Origin of the sequence: Burkholderia alba, from assembly GCF_034721475.1 — a bacterium.
GTDB classification, from domain to species: Bacteria; Pseudomonadota; Gammaproteobacteria; order Burkholderiales; family Burkholderiaceae; genus Burkholderia; species Burkholderia alba.
In genome coordinates this window covers 64,299-89,642 of sequence record NZ_JAWJWL010000008.1, presented here as the reverse complement: position 1 = coordinate 89,642, position 25,344 = coordinate 64,299, and the positions used below count along the sequence as shown (strand labels likewise).

Annotated in this window: 24 protein-coding genes and 1 pseudogene; 18 read left to right on the top strand and 7 right to left on the bottom strand. The window is 66.9% G+C overall.

The annotated features are described in order from the left end of the window. Positions 1-82: 82 nt before the first annotated feature. The 3 genes from RZR99_RS11090 to RZR99_RS11080 form a co-directional block, all read right to left on the bottom strand. Positions 83-463 carry a copper resistance CopC family protein gene (locus RZR99_RS11090; protein ID WP_323119804.1) on the bottom strand — a complete coding sequence of 127 codons (381 nt, stop codon included), beginning with the start codon at positions 461-463 and terminating at the stop codon, positions 83-85. 13 nt (positions 464-476) lie between these two features. Continuing rightward, complete coding sequence (locus RZR99_RS11085) at positions 477-1,370, bottom strand: hypothetical protein (protein ID WP_323119803.1); 894 nt, start codon at positions 1,368-1,370, stop codon at positions 477-479. 98 nt (positions 1,371-1,468) lie between these two features. Then, the gene (locus RZR99_RS11080) at positions 1,469-1,852 is read right to left on the bottom strand and encodes a DUF2946 domain-containing protein (RefSeq protein ID WP_323119802.1); all 384 of its coding nucleotides are present in this window, start codon (positions 1,850-1,852) and stop codon (positions 1,469-1,471) included. 356 nt (positions 1,853-2,208) lie between these two features. Here RZR99_RS11080 and leuC point away from each other — a divergent pair, with 356 nt between their 5' ends. The 4 genes from leuC to leuB all read left to right on the top strand — a co-directional run bounded on the left by leuC (position 2,209) and on the right by leuB (position 5,645). Continuing rightward, on the top strand, positions 2,209-3,618 hold the full coding sequence (gene leuC / locus RZR99_RS11075; RefSeq protein WP_323119801.1) for a 3-isopropylmalate dehydratase large subunit: 1,410 nt from the start codon (positions 2,209-2,211) through the stop codon (positions 3,616-3,618). A gap of 4 nt (positions 3,619-3,622) precedes the next feature. Beyond that, entirely contained in the window at positions 3,623-3,766 is a 144-nt protein-coding gene (locus RZR99_RS11070; protein WP_407655433.1) for an entericidin A/B family lipoprotein, read from the top strand. 68 nt (positions 3,767-3,834) lie between these two features. Then, entirely contained in the window at positions 3,835-4,485 is a 651-nt protein-coding gene (gene leuD / locus RZR99_RS11065) for a 3-isopropylmalate dehydratase small subunit (RefSeq protein WP_323119800.1), read from the top strand. A gap of 92 nt (positions 4,486-4,577) precedes the next feature. Further along, the gene (gene leuB / locus RZR99_RS11060; RefSeq protein WP_323119799.1) at positions 4,578-5,645 is read left to right on the top strand and encodes a 3-isopropylmalate dehydrogenase; all 1,068 of its coding nucleotides are present in this window, start codon (positions 4,578-4,580) and stop codon (positions 5,643-5,645) included. A 145-nt stretch (positions 5,646-5,790) separates the two neighbouring features. Here the strand turns inward: leuB and RZR99_RS33315 are convergent. Beyond that, a pseudogene (locus RZR99_RS33315) lies at positions 5,791-5,943 on the bottom strand (3-isopropylmalate dehydrogenase); the annotation flags it as partial. Between RZR99_RS33315 and asd the strand changes: the two are divergent. Continuing rightward, a complete protein-coding gene (asd, locus tag RZR99_RS11055) occupies positions 5,942-7,063 on the top strand; it encodes an aspartate-semialdehyde dehydrogenase (protein ID WP_323119798.1) in 1,122 nt (373 codons plus the stop codon). The pseudogene RZR99_RS33315 and the gene asd sit on opposite strands and share 2 nt — an antisense overlap. Before the next feature lie 148 nt (positions 7,064-7,211). Here the strand turns inward: asd and flgE are convergent, their stop codons facing one another. Next, entirely contained in the window at positions 7,212-8,462 is a 1,251-nt protein-coding gene (gene flgE / locus RZR99_RS11050; protein WP_323119797.1) for a flagellar hook protein FlgE, read from the bottom strand. 960 nt (positions 8,463-9,422) lie between these two features. Between flgE and RZR99_RS11045 the strand changes: the two genes are divergently transcribed. The 13 genes from RZR99_RS11045 (at position 9,423) to RZR99_RS10985 (ending at position 23,310) form a co-directional block, all read left to right on the top strand. Then, the gene (locus RZR99_RS11045) at positions 9,423-11,615 is read left to right on the top strand and encodes a FimV/HubP family polar landmark protein (protein WP_323119796.1); all 2,193 of its coding nucleotides are present in this window, start codon (positions 9,423-9,425) and stop codon (positions 11,613-11,615) included. Continuing rightward, the gene (truA, locus tag RZR99_RS11040) at positions 11,615-12,457 is read left to right on the top strand and encodes a tRNA pseudouridine(38-40) synthase TruA (protein WP_323119795.1); all 843 of its coding nucleotides are present in this window, start codon (positions 11,615-11,617) and stop codon (positions 12,455-12,457) included. Before RZR99_RS11045 ends, truA begins: the two co-directional genes overlap by 1 nt. An 8-nt stretch (positions 12,458-12,465) precedes the next feature. Continuing rightward, the gene (locus RZR99_RS11035; protein WP_323119957.1) at positions 12,466-13,167 is read left to right on the top strand and encodes a phosphoribosylanthranilate isomerase; all 702 of its coding nucleotides are present in this window, start codon (positions 12,466-12,468) and stop codon (positions 13,165-13,167) included. Positions 13,168-13,234: 67 nt separating this feature from the next. After that, positions 13,235-14,428, top strand: coding sequence for a tryptophan synthase subunit beta (trpB, locus tag RZR99_RS11030; protein ID WP_323119794.1), 1,194 nt, complete (start codon positions 13,235-13,237; stop codon positions 14,426-14,428). A gap of 12 nt (positions 14,429-14,440) precedes the next feature. Then, positions 14,441-15,292 carry a DNA-methyltransferase gene (locus tag RZR99_RS11025; RefSeq protein WP_323119793.1) on the top strand — a complete coding sequence of 284 codons (852 nt, stop codon included), beginning with the start codon at positions 14,441-14,443 and terminating at the stop codon, positions 15,290-15,292. 46 nt (positions 15,293-15,338) lie between these two features. Further along, the gene (gene trpA, locus RZR99_RS11020; RefSeq protein WP_323119792.1) at positions 15,339-16,145 is read left to right on the top strand and encodes a tryptophan synthase subunit alpha; all 807 of its coding nucleotides are present in this window, start codon (positions 15,339-15,341) and stop codon (positions 16,143-16,145) included. Between the two features lie 77 nt (positions 16,146-16,222). Continuing rightward, on the top strand, positions 16,223-17,095 hold the full coding sequence (gene accD / locus RZR99_RS11015; protein WP_323119791.1) for an acetyl-CoA carboxylase, carboxyltransferase subunit beta: 873 nt from the start codon (positions 16,223-16,225) through the stop codon (positions 17,093-17,095). Between the two features lie 97 nt (positions 17,096-17,192). Beyond that, on the top strand, positions 17,193-18,503 hold the full coding sequence (gene folC, locus RZR99_RS11010; protein ID WP_323119790.1) for a bifunctional tetrahydrofolate synthase/dihydrofolate synthase: 1,311 nt from the start codon (positions 17,193-17,195) through the stop codon (positions 18,501-18,503). A gap of 27 nt (positions 18,504-18,530) precedes the next feature. Then, a complete protein-coding gene (locus RZR99_RS11005; protein ID WP_323119789.1) occupies positions 18,531-19,340 on the top strand; it encodes an SPOR domain-containing protein in 810 nt (269 codons plus the stop codon). Between the two features lie 6 nt (positions 19,341-19,346). After that, on the top strand, positions 19,347-19,841 hold the full coding sequence (locus RZR99_RS11000; RefSeq protein WP_323119788.1) for a CvpA family protein: 495 nt from the start codon (positions 19,347-19,349) through the stop codon (positions 19,839-19,841). Between the two features lie 56 nt (positions 19,842-19,897). Beyond that, complete coding sequence (gene purF / locus RZR99_RS10995; protein WP_323119787.1) at positions 19,898-21,430, top strand: amidophosphoribosyltransferase; 1,533 nt, start codon at positions 19,898-19,900, stop codon at positions 21,428-21,430. A 240-nt stretch (positions 21,431-21,670) separates the two neighbouring features. Further along, complete coding sequence (locus RZR99_RS10990) at positions 21,671-22,861, top strand: O-succinylhomoserine sulfhydrylase (protein WP_323119786.1); 1,191 nt, start codon at positions 21,671-21,673, stop codon at positions 22,859-22,861. A 68-nt stretch (positions 22,862-22,929) separates the two neighbouring features. Continuing rightward, a complete protein-coding gene (locus tag RZR99_RS10985; RefSeq protein WP_323119785.1) occupies positions 22,930-23,310 on the top strand; it encodes a cupin domain-containing protein in 381 nt (126 codons plus the stop codon). Here RZR99_RS10985 and RZR99_RS10980 read toward each other — a convergent pair. Continuing rightward, complete coding sequence (locus tag RZR99_RS10980) at positions 23,307-24,308, bottom strand: NAD-dependent epimerase/dehydratase family protein (RefSeq protein ID WP_323119784.1); 1,002 nt, start codon at positions 24,306-24,308, stop codon at positions 23,307-23,309. The genes RZR99_RS10985 and RZR99_RS10980 overlap by 4 nt on opposite strands. After that, positions 24,295-25,338 (bottom strand): GDP-mannose 4,6-dehydratase, encoded by a 1,044-nt coding sequence (gmd, locus tag RZR99_RS10975; protein ID WP_323119783.1) that lies wholly within the window; start codon positions 25,336-25,338, stop codon positions 24,295-24,297. Before gmd ends, RZR99_RS10980 begins: the two co-directional genes overlap by 14 nt. Positions 25,339-25,344 lie beyond the last annotated feature (6 nt).

The window sequence follows — 25,344 nt, the reverse complement described above, 5'->3', positions numbered from 1 at the left end:
ACGGCAGCACGGCAGCACGCCGCCCGCTACCTGCCGCGTGCCGATACCATCTCGAAGACCCCGGCACGGAAGCCGGCTTCGCTTACTTCACGTCGAACGTATAGTCGCCATGGGTGCGATGTCCGTCCGACGCGACGGCGACCCAATGCACGGTGTAGTGTCCCGCCTGCAGCGCGGGCAACGCGACCGTCATCACGTCCGCCTGATGCGCATCGACCGCCGACTTGGCGGCATTGACCTGCGTGCCGGCGGCGTCGGTCACCGTCAGCGACGAGAACGCCGGCTCCAGCGGTCCGTCGAAGGCGATCCGCACCTGGGAGGGCGCGGCGACCGTCGCACCCGCGCCCGGCTCCTGTTTGCGTGGGAACACATGCGCGCATGCGGCGCCGGCGAACACCAGTCCGGCGACGAGCGCGGATGCGCCGGCGAGCGCCCGTTTCCAGCTCTTTCGATTTCCGTTCATCTTCACTCCCTGATTACTGAAACAGCGGTTTGCCGAGCGTGGTCGGTGCGACATCGTCGAAGAAAATGTGCGCCTGCAGGAGAATGCCCACGCGCGATCCGCTCGCGCGATTCACCGGAATCTGCGCTTCGATGCCGAGCTGGCCGTAGCGGTTGAGCCAGATGAAGCCCGGGTTGACCGTTCCGGTCGTTTGCCCCTGGCTGCGCGACAGCGGAATCTCCACCAGCGGAATGATGCTCGCGAGCGGTTGCGGCAGACCCAGGTCGCGCACATGCTGTTGCAGATACGGCAGGCTGTACTGGACGGTGACGCCGTAGTTGAACGCGTTGGGCTGCCCCGAGCCGGTGGTCAGCGCCGGCCCGGCCTCGCCGGTGATCGCGACCGGACGCAGGTAAGCCAGTGCGTCGGGCAGGTCGCCCATGCCCTTGCCGGCGTAGACGGTCGGCGAAAGGCTCGAGGCACTGTCGGCGATCGCCCGGCTCCCGGTGCCGCCCAGTTCGGCATTGACGCCGATGGAACTCATGAACTCGTGGGCGTCGTTCACGTAGAGCAGATACTTCAGCCCGACGCCGAAGTTGTCGAACCCGCGCGCCGTCGGATTGTTCTGCATCGTGTAGTTGCCGTTGACCGAGAACGCCAGGCGCGGCGTGATCAGCTTGTCGTATTCGACATTGAAGGTGTTGACGCTCTGATCGCCGCTGTCTCCGGGTATCCGGACGTGGCCGTACTGAAAGTCGGCTTCATCGCCGACGCCGGGGTCGTCGACCGCCATCGTCGACGGAAAGACGCGATCGCCCGCAATCGCGTGCGCGCCGGCGGAGGAGGGCAACAGCAGGGCGGCGGCGGTCGCGGCCGCGATCGTTGCCGCGAGCCGCGGCTTGCCGCCGCGTGTTGAAACGGGATGCATGCTGGATCCTTGAGTGAATTCGCTGGAATGCGATCGCGGCCGCCGAAGCGGGCGATTCGCTGCGATGCGGTGCGCGCGTCGCGTGCGTGGAGCGCGAATCAGGACAGCACGGGAGGCGCTCGCGGTTGCCCGGCGGCGCATGACGGGACGCGCCGGACCTGCCGGAACGGCGCGGCGATGCGGTATCGAAACACCTGCGTCGCGAGGCCGAAGGCGGGCAGGGCGTTCGGCAGCGCGGGCAGGTGCGCGAGCAGGTCGCAGTAACCGCAGGCCTGCCAGTGCGCCGCCAGCGCGTGAATGGTGTCGTCTCGCCCCGGCGCGCTGTCGGTCGACGCATGCGCGGAGCATAGCGACGCGGCCGGCGGCAAGGTGCGAGCGTGGCTCGCGGCGAGCGTTTCCGACACGGTCGGCGCGAGCGTCGCCATCAGGATTGCAAGCAATCCCAGCCAGCAGCCTATCTTCGGATGAAAACGCGCGAGCATGGGGCGGAGTCGGGAATGACCAGATCGTCATTGCGCGCGATTATGGCACGACGAATCGGGCGGGAGCAGGGCGCGCGCGTCTTGGCGGCGCCTGTCCGGGATAACCGGGCTCGCGCGATGCGAACGGGCCGTCGTCCGGCGCAACCGCGTGGCGGCGATCTCCGCGTGTCGAGTGCAAGGATCCGGCGCTCACGGTGGCGCGCCGCTGCCGGGTAACGCTGATACAGGTACTGAGACTACCAGCCAACTCCATGTTTTTAATCGGTTTTTTGGCTTCGCGACGAGAAAATGCCGGTGTCGCGTGGCATAATCGACCGCATCCGAACGGCTTGCAGTCACCACTACCCCGCATACCCATGGCACAGACTCTCTACGACAAATTGTGGAATTCGCACGTCGTCCATACCGAGGAAGACGGCACCACCTTGCTCTACATCGACCGGCAGCTGCTGCATGAAGTCACCAGCCCGCAGGCGTTCGAGGGCCTGAAACTCGCGCAGCGTCCGGTGTGGCGCATCAGCGCGAATCTCGCGGTGTCGGACCACAACGTGCCCACCACGGATCGCAGCCACGGCATCACCGATCCGGTCTCGAAGCTGCAGGTCGATACGCTCGACCAGAACTGCGACAGCTACGGCATCACCCAATTCAAGATGAACGACGTCCGCCAGGGCATCGTGCACATCATCGGGCCGGAGCAGGGCGCGACGCTGCCGGGCATGACGATCGTCTGCGGCGATTCGCATACGTCGACGCACGGCGCGTTCGGCGCGCTCGCGCACGGCATCGGCACGTCGGAAGTCGAACACGTGCTCGCCACGCAGACGCTGCTGCAAAAGAAGAGCAAGAACCTGCTGGTGCGAGTCGACGGACAGCTGCCGCGCGGCTGCACCGCGAAGGACATCGTGCTCGCGATCATCGGCAAGATCGGCACCGCGGGCGGCACCGGCTACGCGATCGAGTTCGGCGGCGCGGCGATCCGCGCGCTCACGATGGAAGGCCGGATGACCGTCTGCAACATGGCGATCGAGGCCGGCGCGCGCGCCGGCATGGTCGCCGTCGACGACACGACGATCGAGTACCTGAAGGGCCGTCCGTTCTCGCCGCAGGGCGTCGAATGGGATCAGGCCGTCGAGTACTGGCGCACCTTCCATTCCGACGAAGGGGCGAAGTTCGATCGGGTGGTCGAGCTGAACGCCGCCGAGATCGTGCCGCAGGTCACGTGGGGTACGTCGCCGGAAATGGTCACGTCGATCGACGGCCGGGTGCCCGATCCCGAGCGCGAGAAGGATCCGGTCAAGCGCGACGCGATCGAGCGCGCATTGAGCTACATGGCGCTCGAACCGAATACGCCGATCGCATCGATCAAGGTCGACAAGATCTTCATCGGTTCGTGCACGAACGCGCGCATCGAGGACATTCGCGCGGCCGCCTACGTCGTGAAGAAGCTGAATCGCCGGGTCTCGCCGAACGTGCGTCTCGCGATGGTGGTGCCGGGCTCGGGTCTCGTGAAGGCGCAAGCCGAACGCGAAGGCCTCGACAAGGTCTTCACGGACGCCGGCTTCGAATGGCGCGAACCGGGCTGCTCGATGTGCCTCGCGATGAACGCCGACCGGCTCGATCCGGGCGAGCGCTGCGCGTCGACGTCGAATCGCAATTTCGAAGGGCGTCAGGGCGCGGGCGGCCGCACCCACCTCGTGAGCCCGGCGATGGCGGCCGCGGCCGCCATCGAGGGCCATTTCGTCGACATCCGGAAGCTGGGGTAAGCGCGTGAAAGCATGGACATGGGCCCGGCTGCTGGCCGTGGCGACATTGGCGGGGCTCGCATTCGGGCTAGCCGGCTGTCATACGGTCGCGGGCATGGGCGAGGATCTGAGCGCCGCCGGTCACGCGATCAAGAAAGCGGCGGACTGACGCGTCGCGCCGACGCTCATTCGATTTCGCCGGCCCGTCGGGCCGGCCTCCAATCTGGTTGACGGATCATGGAAAAATTCACAGTGCATACCGGCGTCGTGGCGCCGCTCGATCGCGAGAACGTCGATACTGACGCGATCATCCCGAAGCAGTTCCTGAAATCGATCAAGCGCACGGGCTTCGGTCCGAACGCGTTCGACGAATGGCGCTATCTCGACCACGGCGAACCGGGCCAGGACAATTCGAAGCGTCCGCTGAACCCGGATTTCGTGCTGAACCAGCCGCGCTACCAGGGCGCGTCGGTGCTGCTCGCCCGCAAGAACTTCGGCTGCGGCAGCTCGCGCGAACATGCGCCCTGGGCGCTGCAGCAGTACGGCTTTCGCGCGATCATCGCGCCGAGCTTCGCGGACATCTTCTACAACAACTGCTTCAAGAACGGCCTGCTGCCGATCGTGCTGACCGAGCAGCAGGTCGATCACCTGTTCAACGAGACCTATGCGTTCAACGGCTTCCAGCTGACGATCGATCTCGATGCGCAGGTGGTGCGGGTGGCCGACGGCCGCGAATATCCGTTCGACGTCGCGGGGTTCCGCAAGTACTGCCTGCTGAACGGCTTCGACGACATCGGTCTCACGCTGCGCCACGCCGACAAGATCCGCCAGTTCGAAGCCGAGCGGATCGCGAAGCAGCCGTGGCTGAGCCACCGCGTGATCGGTTAAAGCCGGCGGCGTCCGGCGTCATCCCGGCTCGCGGCGCATGAAGGCGCGGCGGGCCGGCCAGACAGAATCCACAACCCATCCAGGAAATTCGCATGAAGATTGCAGTGCTGCCCGGCGACGGCATCGGTCCGGAGATCGTCAAGGAAGCGGTGAAGGTGTTGAACGCGCTCGACGAGACGTTCGAACTCGAGGAGGCGCCCGTCGGCGGCGCGGGCTATGAGGCGAAGGGGCATCCGCTGCCGGATTCGACGCTCGCGCTCGCGAAGGAAGCCGATGCGATCCTGTTCGGCGCCGTCGGCGACTGGAAATACGACTCGCTCGAGCGCGCGCTGCGCCCGGAGCAGGCGATCCTCGGCCTGCGCAAGCACCTGGAGCTGTTCGCGAACTTCCGCCCGGCGATCTGCTACCCGCAGCTCGTCGATGCATCGCCGCTGAAGCCCGAGCTGGTGTCGGGCCTCGACATCCTGATCGTGCGCGAACTGAACGGCGACATCTATTTCGGCGCGCCGCGCGGCATCCGTCAGGCACCGGACGGCCCGTTCGCGGGCGCCCGCGAAGGCTTCGACACGATGCGCTATTCGGAGCCGGAAGTGCGCCGCATCGCGCACGTCGCGTTCCAGGCCGCGCAGAAGCGCCAGAAGAAGCTGACCTCGGTCGACAAGGCGAACGTGCTCGAAACGTCGCAGCTGTGGAAGGACGTGATGATCGAGGTCGCCAAGGAGTATCCGGACGTCGAGCTGTCGCACATGTACGTCGACAACGCCGCGATGCAGCTCGCGAAGGCGCCGAAGTCGTTCGACGTCGTGGTGACGGGCAACATGTTCGGCGACATCCTGTCCGACGAGGCCGCGATGCTGACGGGCTCGATCGGCATGCTGCCGTCCGCGTCGCTCGACAAGAACAACAAGGGCCTGTACGAGCCGTCGCACGGCTCCGCGCCGGACATCGCGGGCAAGGGCATCGCCAATCCGCTCGCGACGATCCTGTCGCTCGCGATGTTGTTGCGCTATTCGCTGAATCGCGCCGAGCAGGCCGATCGCATCGAGCGCGCGGTGAAAAAGGTGCTCGAGCAGGGATATCGCACGGGCGACATCGCGACGCCGGGCGGCCGGAAGGTCGGCACGGCCGAAATGGGCGACGCGGTGCGGGCCGCGCTGTAAGCGGCCAGGGTCGCGGCCGGACGGCCCTGGAAACGGGGTCTGTTCGGTTTCACGCCGCCGTTGTGCGGCCAGTTAGGTTTGTGTAGACTCAAGCGATGGCGCTTTTTTCCCTGATCTCCCCGGTCCTGACACTGCACGGCAAAACTGCCCGTGCGGGTACGCGCGCCATCGCCATCAGCAAAACCATCACCACGAAAACGATCATTAAACGCTGATCGTCCGTCGTGCCCGCCTGTTTCCCCGCGCGGTCACGCGGGGGCGGAAATGGCGGGGAAGCTCCATTCAAAGGGTTAGTCATGAACGTAGGTCTCGTAGGTTGGCGCGGCATGGTCGGCAGCGTGCTGATGCAGCGCATGCAGGAAGAAGGCGATTTCGACCTGATCGAACCGGTGTTTTTCAGCACCAGCAACACGGGCGGCAAGGCGCCGTCGTTCGCGAAAAACGAGACCACGCTCAAAGATGCCACGGACATCGACGAACTGAAGAAGTGCGATGTCGTGATCACCTGCCAGGGCGGCGATTACACCAACGAGGTGTTTCCGAAGCTGCGCGCGGCGGGCTGGAACGGCTACTGGATCGATGCGGCGTCGTCGCTGCGGATGAAGGACGATGCGGTCATCATCCTCGACCCGGTCAACCTCGGCGTGATCAAGGATGCGCTCGTCAAGGGCACGAAGAACTTCATCGGCGGCAACTGCACGGTGAGCCTGATGCTGATGGCGCTGGGCGGCCTGTACCGCGAGAACCTGGTCGACTGGATGACGGCGATGACCTACCAGGCCGCGTCGGGCGCGGGCGCGCAGAACATGCGCGAGCTGCTGGCGCAGATGGGCGCGCTGAACGGCGCCGTGAAGGAGCAGCTTGCCGATCCGGCGTCGGCGATTCTCGATATCGACCGTCGCGTGCTGGCCACGATGAACAGCGATGCGATGCCGACGAGCCAGTTCGGCGTGCCGCTCGCCGGCTCGCTGATTCCGTGGATCGACAAGGATCTCGGCAACGGCATGTCGAAGGAAGAGTGGAAGGGCGGCGCGGAAACCAACAAGATCCTCGGCAAGCCGGCGATGGGCGAGCCGGGTTCGATTCCGGTCGACGGCCTGTGCGTGCGGATCGGCGCGATGCGCTGCCACTCGCAGGCGCTCACGATCAAGCTGAAGAAAGATGTGCCGCTCGATGAAATCAACGGCATTCTCGCGTCGGCGAACGACTGGGTGAAGGTCGTGCCGAACGAGCGCGAAGCATCGATTCGCGACCTGTCGCCCGCGGTGGTGACGGGTACGCTGTCGGTGCCGGTCGGCCGCCTGCGCAAGCTTGCGATGGGCGGCGAATACCTGTCGGCGTTCACGGTCGGCGACCAGCTGCTGTGGGGTGCCGCCGAGCCGCTGCGCCGGATGCTGCGCATCCTGCTCGACAAATAACACCGGGCGATCGCCGGGCCGTGACATGCACGGCCGGCAACGAACAGCGCCTCGCCGGGCCGTGACATGCACGGCCGGCAACGAACAGCGCCGCGCCGGCCGGGCGGGGCCCGGCCCGGCGCGGCGCTTTTGCATGGGCGCCGTTTGCTCAGCGCATGTTGATCAGGGTCTGGTCGACGGCCTGCTGGGTCTTGATCGTCTGTGCGTTGGCCTGGTAGTGCCGCTGCGCGGTGATCAGGTTCACCAGCTCGCTCGTCAGGTCGACATTCGAGTTCTCCAGCGCACCGCCGCGCAGCGTGCCGTGGTTGGTGCTGCCCGGCGCGGAGATCTGCGGCACGCCCGACTGCGCCGTCTCGATGTACTGGTTGCCGCCGATGTTCACCAGCCCGTTCGGATTGTTGAAGTTCGCGATCGCGATCATGCCGAGCGTCGAGGTTTTGCCGTTCGAGTAGTTGCCCGCCACCTTGCCGTCGGGACCGATCGTGAAGGTGGTCAGCGTGCCGCTCGCATAGCCGTCCTGCTCGAGATTGTTGACGCCGTTCTTGCCGCCGTACTGGGTCGTGCCGGCCAGATTGAGCGTGAGGTTCTGCGGGTTCGCGCCGCCCGTCGTGTTCGGGATCGAGAACGCGAACTGGCCCACCGTCGCGGTCGGCTGGCCGGTCGCGGCCGACGTCGTGCCGGTAATCTGGCCCGACGTGTTGAACGTGATCGTGCCGAGGTTGGTCGGCGTCTGGCCGGGCACGCCCGCGTACGCCTGCCAGGTGCCGGCGGGCGTTGCGCTCTTCACGAAGTACATGTTCACGGGCTGCGAGCCGCCCAGCGTGTCGTAGACCTGAACTTCCGACGACCAGTTGTACGACCCGTTGGTCTTGGGGTCGAACGGCGTGATCGACGGCACCTTGTCCTGCGAGTTGAGATTGAACTGGGCGGTGATCTTGGTGGTCGCGTTCGGCGCGATGTTGGTCGTCGGCGCCTGCAGCGGCACGGTCGTCGCGGTGTTGATGGTGCCGTTCGCGTTCGCGGCGTAGCCCATCAGGTTCATGCCCTGCGAGTTGACGAGGTAGCCGTTCTTGTCGCGCTGGAACGTGCCGTCGCGCGAGTAGGTGAGCGCGCCGTTGTTCGACATCTGGAAGAAGCCGTTGCCGTTGATTGCGACGTTCAGCGTGGAGTTGCTCGACGCGATCGTGCCCTGGCCGAACGACTGCTGCACCGACGACATCACCGTGCCGATGCCGATCTGGTTGTTGACGGACGATGCGACGGAATTCGCATACATGTCGGCAAAGTGGGCGCGGCTCTGCTTGAAGCCGACCGTATTCGCATTGGCGATGTTGTTGCCGATGGTGTCGAGACTGTTCGACGCCCCGGCCAAGCCGCTCAAACCCTGTTGATAGCCCATGTTCGGTCCCCGTAACGAGCGAGTGGATCAATGCAGTTGTGAAACTGCGTGGTAAAAAGCAATGGATCCCTGAGGCGTCAATGTCGACTCGCGCCGGATTGACGGATTGGTTCGCGGTGATTTTTGGCGTTATTAAAACAATGCCAATCCTTATTCGCTGGGGAGCGTACCGTCCGGTCATTCTTTCGTTTGTGTAATTTTGTGTAATGAGCGTCGATGCGAGCCGAAAGGCTCGGTACAGTGGCGCTTTGCGCTGCTGTTTGGGTGCTGGGATCCTTGCTGGGCGGGCTTGTTGGCGGTCTCGCGGGGTGTCGTTGGAATAGCGGGGAAAATTGCCTTCTTATCGGCGGATTGGAATTTATTTTCTGTATTAATCGGAATAATCGATTAATGAGAAAGTAATCCTGGCGTGATGATTTTATTTGCGGCGCGGCGGTGAAGATATTGAATGCCGGTGCCGAAATTTTCAGGTGAGCGCGCTGCCGGATGCGAGGCCGGCGCAGCGGATGGCTCGCTCGAGGCGGGGCCGACAGGTCGCCTCCGGCCGGGCGTACGCGCCGCAGCGGACGCGCATCGCGTGAGGTACGGCGTCGCGTGAGGTACGGCGGCGCGGCGTGGCGCGGTCGGCTGGCTTCGTCGCTGTGCTTTCGACATGCTCGCATCACGGATCGGGGCGCGGATACGAAGCCGGTTGACGATGCCGTTTCACGAGGCATACCCACAGGCTCGGCCCCGATCGATCGGATCGGAGCGCTTGTCGGTCGTCCGCCGCCGCCGCCGATCCGGCGCGGGCGATGATTTCGGTGAAATTGCCGACGGGTAAAGTAAACTGTGGGCTTACGACGCGTAGACAACCCCAAAAGCGTCGCGTGAATCGCGATGCTTTTTCTATTTGTGCTCCGAATTTTGTTCTCTTCCAAACGTGAACCAGGGCCGCGCATGGCCGCGGCAACAGAGCCGATGACGCTTCGATTTCTCTCTCTACCGGGCTTCGGCGTGGAGCGCCGCGCGCTTCGCGCGATTGCGCTGGCGGCCGCCGTGCTGGCGAGCGCGGCAGCCGTCTCCGCCGCGCACGCGGCCCCCGATGCAAGCGCGGCCGATGCCGCGCAGTCCGCGCCGTTGACGATCACGGTCAGCCCCGGACAGTCGCTGAACGACATCGCCGCGGCCGCCACGCAGTCGCGCGATCCCGGCGTGCTCGCCCGCACCGGGCGGGCGCTGTTCGAGGCCAATCCGCAGGCATTCATGAAGCGCGATCCGAGCCGGCTCAAGATCGGCGCGACGCTGACGGTGCCCGCACTCGATGCGACGGGCGCGGCGATCGTGCACGGTGCGTCGGGCGCCGCCGCCGCGAGCGCGGCGGCAAGCGGGCCGGTGGCGTCCGCCGCCGCTACGGTCGGCGCGGCATCGCATGCATCGGCGCCCGCATCGCATGCATCGCCCGTGAGCGGGGCGGCGGCGGTGTCGGCCGCATCCGCGACAAACGCGAGCGCCGCTGCGGTTTCCGCCGCGTCTGCCGCCGTCGGGCAAGGCGCGTCTTCGTCTCCGCTCGCGCAGCCCGCCGATGCGGTGCCGCCTGCCGCGTCCGTCAACGCACCGGCAGGCGCCAGCGGCCCGCATGTCTGGACGGGTTCGATCCAGGCCGCCCCCGCCGGGGCCAGCGACGCCGCGGCGGCCGCGCTGCTGGCGGGCGCCGCGCACGGCGCGCCGTCCGGTTCGACCGGGACGGGCGCGGCCGATGCGTCGCAGGCGCGCCCGTCGAGCCTGCAACAACTGCTCGCGCTGAAGAATCGTGTCCTGATGGAGTTGCAAAAGCACGGCATCGGCAAGCCCGCGCCGGACCGCGCGAATGTCGCGCCAACGGGAGACGCGCCGGGCGGTGTCGCGAAGCAGGGTACGGCGACGCCCGCCATTGCGGGTTTCGGTGCCGATTCGGCAGCGTTGGCGTCGAGCGCCAGTGCGGCGGCTCCGGCGCCCGCGCCGCAGGCGGTGCCGGCTCCGGCCGCCACACCGAAACCGGCCGCCGCGCCTGCCGCGCCGTTCAATCAAGGGGCGGCCATCGCGGTGGGCGCCGCTGTCGTCGCGCTGATCCTGGGTTTCGTGTTGCGCCGGCGCAAGAAACCCGATGCGGCAACCGACGCAGCCCAAGCACCGATGTCCGCCGCGCCGAACGATGCGCATGCCTCTGTTTCGGCGCAGCCGTCGCCGGATGCGTCGGTCGCGACTTCCGTAGCGGCGTCCGAATCCGATATCCCGCCCGAGCCGCTTGCCGCGAAGGCGCACGCAACCGGCGGGCTGTCGCTGCCGGACGCGCTATCCGAGACGCCGCTCCTGCCCGACGAGGTTCATGGCGTCGCCTCCCACGCGTCCGAACCGGCGGCGCGTATCGGAACGCCTCCGGAAACGGACACGCATCGCGCATCGCCGGCCGAACCGGTGGTTCCGCCGGCCACGCTGGTGTGGGACGACGAACCGCGAACCGTATCGGATCCGCAACCCGCCGCTCATCCTGCGGCCGTCGCGCCCGAACCCGCCGTGCCGCCGCACGCGGCGGCGCCGTCGACATCCGCCCCGTTCGCCGAATTTCCGCGAGACGCCATTTCCGCGCTCGACAGCCTCGACATGCCGCTGCCGCCGCGAGCGGCCGCCGACCACGACGACGCTTTCGCATCGCGGTCGCGGGCAGCGGAACCTTTTTCTGCCGATCCGGCAGAAAAAGCAACTAACGGTCCATCCCACCCGCCCCGGCCAAACGGGAGCGGCGTCGTGGACCGCACCGGCGCTCACCTGGACGACGGCGATCAGGATTTCGCGGAGTCGCCCATTCCGGATCACGGGCAGGGGGCGGGTCAATCCGCTCCGACCCTGGATCTGACGCGCTCGCCGGCGCCGCTGGGCGGTGCGCAGTTCGGCGCCTTGAATCTCGATTTCGACCTGGAGCTTCCGGCCGGCCCGAGCGCGACGCTGCCGGCATTCACGCCGGAAGCGCTGGCGAAGATCGCGCGCAACAAGCTCGAACTGGCGTCCGAGTATGTCGAACTGGGCGATCTCGCGGGCGCGCGGATGCTGGCGCAGGAAGTGATCGACGCCGATCACGCCGGCACCCGCGACGAAGCGCGTGCGCTGCTGGCGAAGCTGGCCGACATCTCGTGATGCGGATCGCGCTCGGCATCCAGTACGACGGCGCGGCGTTTTGCGGCTGGCAGTCGCAGCCGCACGGCAAGACGGTGCAGGACGCGCTCGAACGGGCGCTCGCCGAATTCGCGCAAACCACGCTGCATACCACCGTGGCGGGGCGCACCGATACGGGCGTGCACGGGCTCGGGCAGGTCGTGCATTTCGATACCACGCTCGACCGCACCGAATTCTCGTGGGTGCGCGGCACCAACGCATTCCTGCCGTCGACCGTGGCGGTGCAATGGGCACAGGCGATGCCGGAAACGTTCCACGCTCGCTTCGCTGCGTTCGAGCGCACCTACTACTACGTACTTTACGTGCACCCGGTACGTTCGCCCATGCTGGCGGGCCGCGCCGGCTGGGTGCACACGCCGCTCGACGTCGACGCGATGCGCGAGGCTGCCGCGTGCCTGATCGGCGAGCACGATTTCTCGGCGTTCCGTTCGTCCGAATGCCAGGCGAAAACGCCGGTCAAACACCTGTACCAGATCGACATCCGCCGCGATACGGCCGACGGCGCGGGCTTTCACCGCGACGGCAGCTTCATCCACTTCCGGTTCCGCGCGAACGCGTTCCTGCATCACATGGTGCGCAACCTGATGGGATGCCTGGTCGCGATCGGACGCGGCCGCTACCCGGCCGCGTGGCTCGCCGACGTGCTGGCGAGCCGCGATCGCGGTCAGGCCGCGCCGACCTTCATGCCCGAAGGCCTGTATCTGGCCCACGTCGGTTATCCGGCGGAATTCGCGGTACCGCCCGCGCAACTCGGCAGCGTGCCGTGGAGCGGGGTGTGGGCCGACCTGGACACTCCATCATGACCGAAACGATGATCGAACCCCGTGAACCGGAACAGCCCGCCGCCGCGCAATCCGTTGCGCGCCGCACCCGGATCAAGCTGTGCGGCCTGTCGCGCCCGGAGGATGTCGAGTACGCGGCGGAGTTGGGTGCCGATGCGATCGGCCTCGTGTTCTATCCGAAAAGCCCGCGCGCGGTCACGCTCGCGCAGGCTGCCGAGCTGGCTCGCGCCGTGCCGCCGTTCGTGTCGGTGGTCGGGCTGTTCGTCAATGCCGGCGCCGACGAGCTGGCGCGGGTCGCCGACGCGGTGCCGCTGTCGCTGCTGCAGTTCCACGGCGACGAGACGCCCGCGCAATGCGCGGAGCTGGCCCGCGCCGCTCGGCTGCCGTGGCTCAGGGCGCTGCGCGTCGGGGCCTCGACTCGATCCGCCGATTTGCTAGAATCGTCACTTCACTATTCGGCAGCCCGCGGCCTCCTGTTCGACACGCTCGTGGAGAACTACGGCGGCAGCGGCAAGGTATTCGATTGGTCACTTATTCCTGCAGAGCTCGCGCGTCGGGCCGTTTTGAGTGGTGGGTTGAACGCGCAAAACGTCGGTGATGCGATCCGTCAGCTGCGTCCGTTCGCGGTCGATGTCTCCAGCGGCATCGAAGTGCCGGGCGCAAAGGGCGTGAAGGATCACGTCCGCATGGCGGCGTTCGTGCGCGCGGTGCGCGCAGCGGACGCCGAGTGATGCCAGTCGATGCGAGCCGGGGCCGTCGCGCCCGAGCGCGCCGCATCGCCAAACCGAGAGTGACACCATGTACAACCTTCCTGATGATCGCGGCCATTTCGGCCCCTACGGCGGCGTGTTCGTCGCCGAAACGCTGATTCACGCGCTCGACGAGCTGCGTGCCGCGTATGAAAAATTCCAGCACGACCCCGAGTTCGTCGCCGAATACCAGCGCGAGCTGAAGCATTTCGTCGGCCGTCCGTCGCCGATCTACCACGCGCAGCGCTGGAGCGAAATGCTCGGCGGCGCGCAGATTTACCTGAAGCGCGAGGATCTGAACCACACCGGCGCGCACAAGGTGAACAACGTGATCGGGCAGGCGCTGCTCGCGAAGCGGATGGGCAAGAAGCGCGTGATCGCCGAGACGGGCGCGGGCCAGCACGGCGTCGCGACCGCGACGATCGCCGCGCGGTTCGGCATGGAGTGCGTCGTCTACATGGGCTCCGAGGACGTGCGCCGCCAGGCCGCGAACGTGTACCGGATGAAGCTGCTGGGCGCGACGGTGGTCCCCGTCGAATCCGGCTCGCGTACGCTGAAGGACGCGCTCAACGAGGCGATGCGCGACTGGGTCACGAACATCGAGAACACGTTCTACATCATCGGCACGGTCGCCGGCCCGCATCCGTACCCGATGATGGTGCGCGACTTCCAGCGCGTGATCGGCGACGAATGCAAGGTGCAGATGCCCGAACTCGCCGGCCGCCAGCCGGACGCGGTGATCGCCTGCGTGGGCGGGGGCTCGAACGCGATGGGCATCTTCTATCCGTATATCGACGACACGTCGGTGCAGCTGATCGGCGTCGAGGCGGCGGGCGACGGGCTCGACTCGGGCCGTCACGCGGCGTCGCTGATCGGCGGCAGCCCCGGCGTGCTGCACGGCAACCGCACCTACCTGCTGCAGGACGCCGACGGCCAGATCATCGAGACCCATTCGGTGTCGGCGGGCCTCGACTATCCGGGCGTCGGTCCCGAGCACGCGTGGCTCAAGGACAGCGGCCGCGCGCAGTACGTCCCGATCACCGACGACGAGGCGCTGAAGGCGTTCCACGACTGCTGCCGGATCGAGGGCATCATCCCGGCGCTCGAATCGAGCCACGCGATCGCGTACGGCGCGAAGCTCGCGCCGACCTTGCCGAAGGACAGGATCCTGCTGGTCAACCTGTCGGGCCGGGGCGACAAGGACATGCATACGGTCGCCGAGCGATCGGGCATGACGCTCTGACGCTTGGCTCCGATGCGCGACCTGATCGACGAACCCGCGGGCGGCGCGGCGAACGTGGCGGAAGCGGCGGCGCCTGCCGCTGCCGCGCCGCGCGCGCTGCCCGCCGGCATCGAGCTGCTGAACCGCGATTTCCTGTCCGATGCGGCGAACCTGGCGGATGCGTCGATCGACCTGATCGTCGCCGATCCGCCGTACGGGCTCGGCAAGGACTACGGCAACGATTCCGACATGCGCTCGGGCGACGAGCACCTCGCCTGGACCCGCGCATGGCTCGAGATCGCGATTCCGAAGCTCAAGCCGAGCGGTTCGCTGTACGTGTTCTGCACGTGGCAGTACGCGCCCGAGATCTTCAGTTTTCTGAAGACCCGGCTCACGATGATCAACGAGATCATCTGGGACCGGCGCGTACCGAGCATGGGCGGCACGACGCGCCGCTTCACGTCGGTGCACGACAACATCGGGTTTTTCGCGGTATCGAAGGGCTATTACTTCGATCTCGATCCGGTCCGCATCCCCTACGACGCCGATACGAAGAAGGCCCGTTCGCGCAAGCTCTTCGAGGGCAGCAAGTGGCTCGAGATGGGCTACAACCCGAAGGACGTCTGGTCGGTCTCGCGCCTGCACCGGCAGCACGCGGAGCGTGTCGACCATCCGACCCAGAAGCCGCTGGAAATCGTCGAGCGGATGGTGCTCGCGAGCTGCCCGCCGGGCGGCCGCGTGCTCGATCCGTTCATGGGCAGCGGCACGACCGCGGTGGCGTGCGCGCGGCAGGGGCGCGACTTCATCGGCTATGAAATCAACGAAAGCTATTGCGCGATCGCGCGCGAGCGCGTGAACGCGCTCGTCGCGCCGACGGGCGCCTGACGGCGGCCCCGCGCACCGATCGCGCACGATTCCAGGAATTTTTGCCATGTCCCGTATCCAGAACACTTTCGCAGCACTCGCCGCACAGGGCCGCAAAGGCCTGATCCCGTTCATCACCGCGGGCGACCCCGATCCGGCGAAAACGGTCGACTTCATGCACGCGCTTGCCGCGGGCGGCGCCGACGTGATCGAACTCGGCGTGCCGTTTTCCGATCCGATGGCGGACGGCCCCGTGATCCAGCGCTCGTCGGAACGCGCGCTCGCGCGCGGCGTGACGCTGACCAGCGTGCTCGCCGACGTGCGGCGTTTTCGCGAACGCGACGACCGGACTCCGGTCGTGCTGATGGGTTATGCGAACCCGATCGAACGCATGGGCGAGGACGCGTTCGCCGCGCAGGCGAAGGCGGCCGGCGTCGACGGCGTGCTGGTGGTCGACTATCCGCCCGAGGAAGCGGCCGGATTCGCCGCGAAGATGCGCGCCGCGGGTATCGACCCGATTTTCCTGCTCGCGCCGACGTCGACCGATGAGCGCATCGTGGAAGTCGGCAAGGTGGCGAGCGGCTATGTGTATTACGTGTCGCTGAAAGGGGTGACCGGCGCCGGAAATCTGGATGTTTCGAGTATTGCGGGTAAAATCCCGGCCATCAAGTCGCGCGTGCCGGTTCCGGTGGGCGTCGGCTTCGGTATCCGCGACGCCGCCACGGCGCGCGCGGTGGCCGAAGTGTCGGACGCCGTCGTGATCGGCAGCCGCCTCGTGCAGCTGCTCGAAGACGCGCCGCCGGAAGGCGCCGTCGCCGCGCTGCAGGGGTTCATCGCCGAGCTGCGCGCCGCGCTCGACGGCCCGGCCGCGTAAGCGCCAGGCCGCGACCATTACTGACTGAGGGACCGGGCGTTCGCCGCCCGGCCTGCTACGGAACAGGAAACCATACGATGAGCTGGCTCGACAAACTGCTGCCGCCGAAGATCAAGCAGACCGACCCGAAAAACCGCAAGGGCATTCCCGAAGGCCTGTGGGTCAAGTGCCCGTCCTGCGAGGCGGTGCTGTATCGCAGCGACGTGGAAGCGAATCTGCATGTCTGCCCGAAGTGCGACCATCACATGCGCATCGGCGCGCGCGAGCGCCTCGACGCGCTGCTGGATCCGGAAGGCCGCTACGAGATCGGTCAGGAGGTCCTGACCGTCGACACGCTGAAATTCAAGGACAGCCGCAAGTATCCGGACCGTCTGAAGGACGCGATGGAGGACACCGGCGAGACCGACGCGATGGTCGTGATGGGCGGGGCGATCCACACGCTGCCCGTCGTGACGGCTTGCTTCGAGTTCTCGTTCATGGGCGGGTCGATGGGCTCGGTCGTCGGCGAGCGTTTCGTGCGCGGCGCGCGGAACGCGCTCGAGCAGCAGGTGCCGTTCATCTGCTTCACCGCTTCGGGCGGCGCGCGGATGCAGGAAAGCCTGCTGTCCCTGATGCAGATGTCGAAGACCACCGCGATGCTGACCCGTCTGTCGGAGGCCAAGCTGCCGTTCATCTCGGTGCTGACCGATCCGACCATGGGCGGCGTGTCGGCGAGCTTCGCGTTCCTCGGCGACGTCGTGATCGCCGAGCCGAAGGCGCTGATCGGCTTCGCCGGCGCGCGCGTGATCGAGCAGACCGTGCGCGAGAAGCTGCCGGAGGGCTTCCAGCGCGCCGAGTTCCTGCTGAAGACGGGCGCGGTCGACATGATCGTCGACCGTCGCCGTCTGCGCGAGGAAATCGCCCAGTTGCTGGCGCTGCTGCAGCGCCAGCCGGCGGACGCGCTGGCCTGACCCCAGGCGCCCCGGCAATGCCGCGCGTCGCCCGGCCTGAGCGCCGGGCGGCGCGCTTCGTTTTTGGTGTAACGGATTTGATTCGCGGTTGGATTCGATGAGCACTTTTCCCACTCTCGACGCGTGGCTTTCCCATCTGGAAAGCGCGCATCCCGTCGGCATCGACATGGGCCTGACCCGCATCGGCCAGGTGAAGGACGCGCTGCCGCTGGTGTTCGACTGTCCGGTGATCACGGTCGGCGGCACCAACGGCAAGGGCTCGACCTGCGCGTTCCTCGAGACCATTCTCGTCAGGGCCGGCTACAAGGTCGGCTGCCATACGTCGCCGCACCTGCTCGAATTCAACGAGCGCGCGCGCGTGAACGGGGAGGTGGTCGCCGACGCCGACCTGCTGCCGCACTTCGAGGCGGTCGAGGCGGCGCGCTTGAGCCTGCCGGAGCCCGTATCGCTCACGTACTTCGAATTCACCACGCTCGCGATCATGCATCTGTTCGCATCGCGCGGGCTCGACGCGGTGATCCTCGAAGTCGGTCTGGGCGGCCGGCTCGACGCGGTCAACATCGTCGACGCGGATTGCGCGATCGTCACCAGCATCGACCTCGATCACGTCGAATACCTGGGCGACACGCGCGAGAAGATCGCATTCGAGAAAGCCGGCATCTTCCGCTCGGGCAAGCCCGCGATCTGCGGCGATCCGGCCGTGCCGGCGACGCTCGTCGACCATGCGGAGGCGATCGGCGCGGACCTGTGGCTGGTCGGGCGCGATTTCCGCTACGAAGCGCAACCGGGCAACGAACGGCAGCAATGGAGCTATCTGGGGCGCGAGAAGCGCTATCCGGCGCTCGCCTATCCGGCGCTGCGCGGCGCCAATCAGCTGATCAACGCGTCGGCCGCGCTCGCGGCGCTCGAGGCGCTGCGCGCCCGGCTGCCGGTGTCGGCGCAGGACATCCGGCTCGGCCTCGCGAACGTCGAACTGCCGGGCCGCTTCCAGGTCCTGCCGGGCCAGCCGGCGATCGTGCTCGACGTCGCGCACAACCCGCACGCGGCCGCGGTGCTCGGGCAGAATCTCGGCAACATGGGCTTTTTCCCGTACACCTACGCGGTGTTCGGCGCGATGCGCGACAAGGACATCGCGGGCGTGCTGAAGCACCTGGCGGGCGAGATCGACCACTGGTGCGTGACCGACCTGCCGCTGCCGCGCGCGGCGTCGGCCGCCGAGCTGGAAACGGCGTTGCGCGAGGCGGGCGTCGACGAAGGCGCGGACAGCAGCGTCACGCGCTACGCCAGTCCCGCCGAAGCATTTCGCGACGCACTAAAAAGGGCGTCCGACAATGATAGAATCGTGGTTTTCGGTAGTTTCCATACGGTAGCGGGCGTGATGGCCTATCGTAAATCGCAGCAACACTGACTGACGGGTAGCTCGGACCAGCCATACATGGGAATTTTCTCGTTCGGCAAAAAAGATGACGACGCGCCGCCCCGGCGCGGCTCACGAACCGGTTCTTCCCGGAGCGTTCGCAGCGAACGCGTGGAGCGGCGGCCTCGCCGCACGGAGCGGCCCGACACGGACGCGCTCCTTCTCGATCCGACCCTTCCTGAAAAGCAGCGTGCGCGCCGGCGGCTCGTCGGCGCGATCGCGCTGGTGATCGCGGCGGTGATCGTGCTGCCGATGGTGCTCGACTCGCATCCGAAGCCCGTCACCGACGACATCGCGATCGATATTCCGAACCGGCCGGCGCATCCGGCCGCGGCGCGCGACGACGACGCCGCCGACGTGCAGGCGGGCGTCGCCCGCGACGAGCCCCCGGCCTCCGATGCGACCGCCGCCGACATGGCGCCCGCCGCGCCGGCCGCCGCGAAGAATCCCAAGGACACCAGGACGGCCGCCGTCGCGCCGGCAAAACCGGCGCCGTCGGCGCCGGTCGCGAACGCCGCGCCAAAGCCGGCTCCCTCGACTTCCCAGGCGCCGTCGGCCGTTGCGACGGCCGCCGACAGCGGCGATGCGTCGTCGCCCGCGTCGCCGCCGGGTGCGCGCTTCGCGGTGCAACTCGGCGCGTTCCAGGACGATGCGACCGCGCGCGCATGGGCGACCAAGCTGAAAGCGGCGGGCGTGCCCGCCTACGTCGAGCATCGCAAGCAGGCTGACGGCAGCGCCGCCGCACTGTTGCGCGCGGGGCCGTTCGCCGATCGCGCGGCGGCCTCGGCGGCCATCGCGAAGGTGCGCGACGCGGGGCTGACCCAGTAACGCGCGATGCTGACTGCTTTCGATTACGCGGTATTGCTGGTGATTGGCCTGTCCGCGATGCGGGGTGCGTGGCGGGGCTTCGTATCCGAGATTTTCGGGCTGATCGGCTGGATTGCGGCTTTTTTGATTGCTTGCCGCTACGTTGGGCTCGTGGTGCCCTATATTCCAGCTAACTGGCCCGGCGGCGCGCTGACCCAGTGGGTGGTCGCCTTCGGACTCGTGGTGATCGCCGTGGTGCTGGTGGCGGGCGTGGCGAACGCGCTGCTGTCGCGGATCGCTCAGGCGACGGGCCTGGGCGGCGTCGACCGCTCGCTCGGCCTCATGTTCGGCCTCGTCCGGGGTGTGCTGCTGGTGCTGCTGCTGGTCGCGGCGGCCGGGCTGACCGAATTGCCGAAACAGGATTTCTGGCGCAACGCGATGTTGCGCCCCTTCGCCGAGCAGGGCGTGCGCGAGCTGAAACCGCTGCTGCCCGACGGGCTTGCTGCGTACATCCATCTCTGATCCGATGGCGCAGGCGGCCGGGCCGAACCGATTTTTGTATCCTTGAAGGACATGCCATGTGCGGCATCGTAGGCTTTATCTCTCAATCCCCGGTCAATCAGCTGATCTATGACAGCCTGCTGCTGCTGCAGCATCGCGGTCAGGACGCGGCGGGCATCGCGACGGCGGACGGCAGCAACTTCCACATGTACAAGGCGAACGGCATGGTGCGCGACGTGTTCCGCACGCGCAACATGCGCAGCTTGCCGGGTACGGCGGGCATCGGCCAGGTGCGGTATCCGACGGCCGGCTCGGCGACGAGCGAGGCGGAGGCGCAGCCGTTCTACGTGAATGCGCCGTTCGGCATCGTGTTGTCGCACAACGGTAACCTGACGAACTGGAAGCAGCTGAAGGACGAGATGTTCCGCATCGACCGCCGGCACATCAATACCAATTCCGACAGCGAAGTGCTGCTCAACGTGCTCGCGCACGAGCTGCAACTGTCCAGCTCCGGCCTGCAGCTCGACCCGGCCGCGGTGTTCAAGGCGGTGTCCGGCGTGCATCGGCGGGTGCGCGGCTCGTATGCGATCGTGTCGATGATCGCCGGCTACGGGCTGCTCGCGTTCCGCGATCCGTTCGGCATCCGCCCGCTGTGCCTCGGCAAGCAGGAAACGGCGCAGGGCACCGAGTGGATGGTGGCGTCGGAATCGGTGGCGGTCGAAGGCATCGGCTTCGAGTTCGTGCGCGACGTGCAGCCGGGCGAAGCGATCTTCATCGACATCGAAGGCAATTTCCATAGCCTGCAGTGCGCGGAGCATCCGAGCCTCAATCCGTGCATGTTCGAATATGTGTATCTGGCCCGCCCGGATTCGTGCCTCGACGGCGTGCCCGTCTACAACGTGCGCCTGCGGATGGGCGATTACCTGGCCGAGAAGATCAAGCGCGAACTGCCGAACGTGCAGATCGACGTCGTGATGCCGATTCCCGACTCGTCGCGGCCGGCCGCGATGCAGGTGGCGGCGAAGCTCGGCGTCGAGTATCGCGAGGGCTTCTTCAAGAACCGCTACGTCGGCCGGACCTTCATCATGCCGGGCCAGGCGGTGCGCAAGAAGTCGGTGCGCCAGAAGCTCAATGCGATGAGCATCGAGTTCAAGGACAAGAACGTGCTGATCGTCGACGATTCGATCGTGCGCGGCACTACGTCGCACGAAATCGTGCAGATGGCCCGCGATGCGGGCGCGAAGTCGGTGATCTTCGCGTCGGCCGCGCCGCCCGTGAAATTCCCGAACGTCTACGGCATCGACATGCCGACGCGCGGCGAGCTGGTCGCGCACGGCCGCAGCGACGAGGAAGTCGCGAAGATCATCGGCGCCGATTACCTGATCTATCAGGACGTCGGCGATCTGCGCCGCGCGGTGCGCGACATCAATCCGGCGCTCGATCATTTCGAGGCGTCGTGCTTCGACGGCGACTACATCACGGGCGATATCACCCCCGAGTATCTCGACAGCGTCGAGCGCGCGCGCCTCACGCCCGCTTCGCAGGCCGATCGCGATACCAACGGCGACGTCGCCCGCTCGCAGATGAACCTGCAGCTGTCGGTCGAATGAGCGGCGGGCACGCAGTTGAGCAGGCGTGATACGATGGTGCCTTGCGTCGATTTGATATCAGCTTGCGGACGCGGGGCAACCCGAAACAGCTAAAGCGAAGGCCGGCGCAGCATGCCGTCCCGAGTTGAGCGCTGTTGCACCGCACCCGAAGCCCGCTGATGCCGACGCATAAGCGGGCTTTTTGTTGGTCCTCGCCCATGCCGTGCACGGCGGGGACGATTGAACACGGATGAACGGAACATGGACGACTCACTCAATTTCGACACGCTGGCCGTACGCTCGGGCACGCTGCGCAGCGAATTCAACGAGCACTCGGAAGCGCTGTTCCTGACCTCGAGCTTCTGCTTTTCGAGCGCGGCCGAGGCGGCCGAGCGCTTCAAGAATTCCGAGGACTACTACACCTACTCGCGCTTCACGAATCCGACCGTGACGATGTTCCAGGATCGGCTCGCGGCGCTCGAAGGCGGCGAGGCGTGCATCGCCACCGCGTCGGGGATGGCGGCCATCATGTCGGTGGTGATGTCGGCGCTGCAGGCGGGCGACCATCTGGTCAGCTCGCGCAGCCTGTTCGGTTCGACGCTCGGGATGTTCTCGCAGATCTTCAACAAGTTCGGCATTACCACGACGTTCGTCGATCCGACCGACCTGGGCGCGTGGCAGGAGGCGGTCCGGCCGGAGACGAAGATGTTCTTCCTCGAAACGCCGTCGAACCCGCTCACCGAGATCGCCGATATCGAAGCGATCGGCCGGATCGCGAAGGCGTCGAACGCGCTGTTCGTCGTCGACAACTGTTTTTGCAGCCCGGCGCTGCAGCAGCCGCTCAAGCTCGGCGCGGACGTGGTGATGCATTCGGCCACCAAGTTTCTCGACGGCCAGGGCCGCGTGCTCGGCGGTGCGCTGGTCGGCTCGAAGCAGTTCCTGATGGAAAAGGTGTTCCCGTTCGTGCGCAGCGCCGGGCCGACGCTGTCCGCGTTCAACGCATGGGTGCTGCTGAAGGGCATGGAAACGCTGTCGCTGCGGGTCGAGCGGCAATCGGCGAGCGCGCTCGAGATCGCCCGCTGGCTGGAGCGGCATCCGGCCGTCAGCCGGGTGTTCTATCCGGGCCTCGAATCGCATCCGCAGCACGCGCTCGCGCAGCGCCAGCAGAAGGCCGGCGGCGCGATCGTGTCGTTCGAGCTGAAGGGCGACACGCCCGACGCGCAGCGCGCGAACGCGTGGCGCGTGATCGACGGCACGAAGGTCGTGTCGATCACCGGCAATCTCGGCGACACCCGCACGACGATCACGCACCCGGCCACGACGACGCACGGCCGCGTCACGCCCGAGGCACGCGCGGCGGCGGGCATTTCGGAGGGGCTGATCCGGCTCGCGGTGGGCCTCGAGCATCCCGACGATATCCGCAACGATCTCGCGCACGGTTTGCAGGACTGAGCGCGGCCGGCGCGGTTGCGCCGCCGCGATCAGGATGACGCATCGAGTCGCACCCAAGGAGAGTCCCCATGTTGCAGGCCGGTACCCGCATCAATTTCGCAGCGGCGCTGCAGGACGTGACCGAGTACTGGTCGCCGCGCGTCGTCGGGCGCGTGAACGACCAGTACGTGAAGGTCGCGAAGCTGAAAGGCGAGTTTACGTGGCACAAGCACGCGGACGAGGATGAGCTGTTCTATGTCGTCTACGGCCGTCTGCGCATCCAGATCGAAGGGCGGGACGACATCGTGCTGAACCCCGGCGATTTCTGCGTCGTGCCGAGGAATACGATGCACAACCCGGTGGCGGACGAGGAGTGCGGGATCGCGCTGATCGAAACCGTCACGACGCTGCATACGGGCGAGACGGTCACCCCGCTCACCAAAAGCATCGACGCGCAGCTGAGCGGCTAGGGCCCGCGCAAGCCCGGGATCGGCGGCATGAGCGGATCCTGACGCCCCGCGCCGGCCGGCGACATATTGCGCATCGCATCGAACATCCAGCGCAGCGTGGCGTCGAGCGGCGTGAGCGGCTGCGGGCCGATCGCGCCGCGCAGCTTCTCCCGCGAGCCCACCAGCCGTTTCACTTCGTTGCCCCGCACGAAGCGCGGATCGACGCTGACGTCGATCACGTAGCCGGCGATCCGGGCGAGCATCGCCAGCACTTCCTTCAGCGAATGCGCGTGCTCCGAGCAGACGTTGAACGTCTCCCCGGCCGGCGCGCGTTCGAGCAGGCGAACGTATGCGTCCGCCACGTCGCGGACATCCGAGAAATCCCGGCTGACGTCGAGATTGCCCAGTGCGATGCGCGGCTTGCCGCGCGCATAGTGGGACACGAGCTTCGGCAGCAGATAGGCGTCGCTCTGGCCGACCCCCGTGTAGTTGAACGGACGCGCGATCACGATCGGCAGTTCGGCGAGCCAGAGCCGCGCGGCGTACTCCATCGCCAGCTTGCTGACCGCGTAGTCGTTGGCGGGCTGCGGCGGCACGCTTTCGTCGAGCACCGGGTGCCGCGCATTGCCGTAGATGTTGGCGCTGCTCGCGAGCAGCACCGTGCGCGGCCGGTCGTCGAGGCCGGCCAGCGCGGCAAGCAGGTTGCGGGTGCCGACCACGTTGACGAGGTAGATGTCGCGCGGGTTGCCTTGCGCGACGTGCGCGGACGCGGCGAGATGCACGACCGCGTGCGGCCGTGCGTCGGCGGTCGCGGCGCCCAGCGAATCGACGTCGAGCAGATCGGCGGGGATGCAGGTGTAGCGCCGCAGCAGCGGATCGTCGCGCGTGTCGGCGCCGGGCGCCACGGTGCCCCACACGTCGTAGCCGGCGGTTTCGAGCCGCTGCGCGAGATGGCGGCCGGTGAAGCCCGCCAGGCCGGTGACGAACGCGCGGCGCCGGCCGTCGTCAAAAGGTTTCATGCCGCTGATTCCGGGTCAGGTCGGCTTCCACCATCATCTGGCAAAGCTGCTCGAGCGTGGTACGCGGCTGCCAGCCGAGCCGGTCGCGCGCCTTGTCCGCGCAGCCGATCAGCAGGTCGACTTCCGCCGGCCGGTAGAACTTCGGGTTCACTTCGACGAGCACGTTGCCCGTCGCGGCGTCGAGCCCGCGCTCCCGCTCGCCCTTGCCGGTCCATTCGAGCTGATAGCCGGCGGCCGAGAAGGCCATCGTCACGAAGTCTCGTACCGTTTCCGTGCGCTGGGTGGCGAGCACGTAGGTATCGGGGATGTCGGCCTGCAGCATGCGCCACATGCCTTCCACATATTCGGACGCGAAGCCCCAGTCGCGTTTCGCATCGAGGTTGCCGAGCTCCAGTTTGGCCGCCTGGCCGAGCCGGATCTTCGCGACGGTGTCCGTGATCTTGCGCGTCACGAACTCGCGGCCGCGCAGCGGCGATTCGTGATTGAACAGGATCCCGCTGCAGCCGAACAGGCCATACGATTCGCGGTAGTTGACCGTCATCCAGTGCGCGTACAGCTTCGCGACGCCGTACGGGCTGCGCGGATAGAACGCGGTGCTTTCGGTTTGCGGGATCGCCTGTACCTTGCCGAACATTTCCGACGTGGACGCCTGGTAGAAACGTGTCCGCGGGCTCACGACACGGATCGCCTCGAGCAGGTTCAGCGCGCCGAGGCCCGTGACGTCGGCCGTCGTCTTCGGCTGGTCGAACGACACGCCGACGAAACTCTGCGCGGCGAGGTTGTACAGCTCGTCCGCCTGCGCGGACGCAAGCAGGCGCAGGCTCGAGCCGGCGTCGGTCAGGTCGTGCTCGACCAGCGTCAGGTTCGGATGGGAGGAGATGCCCAACTCGTCGATCCGCCAGAAATTCACGGAGCTGGTGCGCCGGTAGGTGCCGATCACCTGATAGTCCTTGTCCAGCAGCAGCTTCGTCAGGTATGCGCCGTCCTGACCTGAAATGCCGGTGATGATCGCCTTGCGTGCTTGGGCCATAGTGGT